The 1,514-nt window shown below is 58.0% G+C and carries 3 protein-coding genes; 2 read left to right on the top strand and 1 reads right to left on the bottom strand.

Features of this window, described 5'->3' with window-relative positions; genetic code table 11:
* Both Q0341_RS09975 and phnN read left to right on the top strand, forming a co-directional pair.
* A partial coding sequence (locus tag Q0341_RS09975; protein WP_299512728.1) for a DUF1045 domain-containing protein occupies positions 1-673 on the top strand: 673 nt, incomplete at its 5' end.
* Positions 670-1,215, top strand: a complete 546-nt coding sequence (phnN, locus tag Q0341_RS09970) for a phosphonate metabolism protein/1,5-bisphosphokinase (PRPP-forming) PhnN (protein ID WP_299512725.1) — start codon at positions 670-672, stop codon at positions 1,213-1,215. The genes Q0341_RS09975 and phnN, both read left to right, overlap by 4 nt.
* On the opposite strand, the gene Q0341_RS09965 is transcribed toward phnN, so the two are convergent.
* Positions 1,204-1,449 carry a hypothetical protein gene (locus tag Q0341_RS09965; protein WP_299512722.1) on the bottom strand — a complete coding sequence of 82 codons (246 nt, stop codon included), beginning with the start codon at positions 1,447-1,449 and terminating at the stop codon, positions 1,204-1,206. The two genes, phnN and Q0341_RS09965, sit on opposite strands and share 12 nt — an antisense overlap.
* Between the last annotated feature and the right edge of the window lie 65 nt (positions 1,450-1,514).

Below are 1,514 nucleotides of genomic sequence, written 5' to 3'. Positions count from 1 at the left end.
TTTTGTACCAGCCCCAGAAAGTCTCTGGTGGCATGCGGGCAGCACATGGCTGGGCCGTTGTGCCGCCAGTGGCGACAGAACGCCTGCATTGGACATCGACGGGGTGGATTCCCTGGTGTTGGAGGCCTGCACGGCCGAGCCTCGGCGTTATGGCTGGCACGCCACGCTCAAAGCACCTTTCATCCTCGCCGCTGATCAGACAATGGACACTTTGTGTGCACGCGTGCGTGAAGTGGCCGCCAGCTTTCAGGCCTTTGACTTGCCTGCGTTGCGGGTGAGCGCACAAGGCGATTTTCTGGCTCTGCGACCCGTGGGCGATGTCACGCGAATCCATGCGGTTGCTGCCGCTTGTGTGACCCGCTTGCAAGCCCTGTCGGCCCCTCTGAGTGCGGCCGAATTGAGCCGCCGTCGTTTGGCCCCGTTGACCCCTGAGCAAGACCGCTTGCTTCTGGAGTGGGGCTATCCCTGGGTGCTGTCGCATTTTCAATTTCATATGTCATTGACCGGGCGGCTGAATGCTTTACGCCCTGCAGAAAGAGCGGCATTGATGCAAGCGGCCCAAGTGCATTTTGAGAGCTTGCCTGTTTGCCGGTTTTCTCACTTGGCCCTTTTCACCGAGTCCCTTCCCGGCAGCGATTTCAAGCTGTTGGAGCACATGGCGTTGCAGGCATGAACCCCACACTGATTTACGTGATGGGTCCGTCGGGCGCGGGCAAGGACAGTGTGCTCGGTTGGATGCGTGAACACTGGCCCAGCCATGTCCCTGTTCACTGGGCACAGCGCACGATCACGCGTGTGGCGAAGGCAGGCGGAGAAGATCACGAAGCGGTCGATACCGCTGAATTTTTGCAATTGCAAGAAGAGGGTGCGTTCGCCATGTCGTGGCAGGCCAATGGTTTGTATTACGGTTCGCGGCACGCGCAGTTGTTGCCACGCCAGCAAGGCTGTTGGGTGTTGGTGAATGGCTCAAGGGGGCATCTGCGCCAAGCCTTGCAAAGTCATCCGGGCATGCAAGTGGTCCACATCACCGCAGAACCCGAAATTTTGCGGCAACGCCTGACAGCCCGTCAACGCGAAACCCCTTTGCAAATCCAGCAGCGCATCGAAAGGGCCAGTGCCTTTGCGGTCCCTGCGGGGGCGATCCAAATTGAAAACAACGGCGACTTGGCGCTGGCTGGAAGAGCGCTGCTGCAAGCCTTGCTCTCAACGATTTGATTTTTGCGCTTTCAGTGTGCAGTCCTGGCAGACAAACATGCGTTGATTGAGCAGCCGGGTGAAGGTCCCCATGGACCGCGCTTTGTGAAGACCGCAACGATAGCAACTCAAGGTGGACATGTTCGCCGAATCCTGAAATGGAGAACCGCCTCCCTTGAACTTGTAGCGAAGTCCGTCGGACGCCAAAATCGATTCGGGTTCAAATTTGATCATGGGTGTGGTGGCTGTTGTCATGGTGTGTTGTCTTCAAAAGGCCTCAGCGGCGCTGAGTGTTTCACATGCTGTGGCGTGCCAAAGTG

The sequence above is a fragment of the uncultured Limnohabitans sp. genome (assembly GCF_937889215.1).
Taxonomy (GTDB): Bacteria; Pseudomonadota; Gammaproteobacteria; order Burkholderiales; family Burkholderiaceae_C; genus Limnohabitans_A.
The sequence above is the reverse complement of the archived record's forward strand: the minus strand, read 5'-3'. Positions and strand labels throughout refer to the sequence as shown.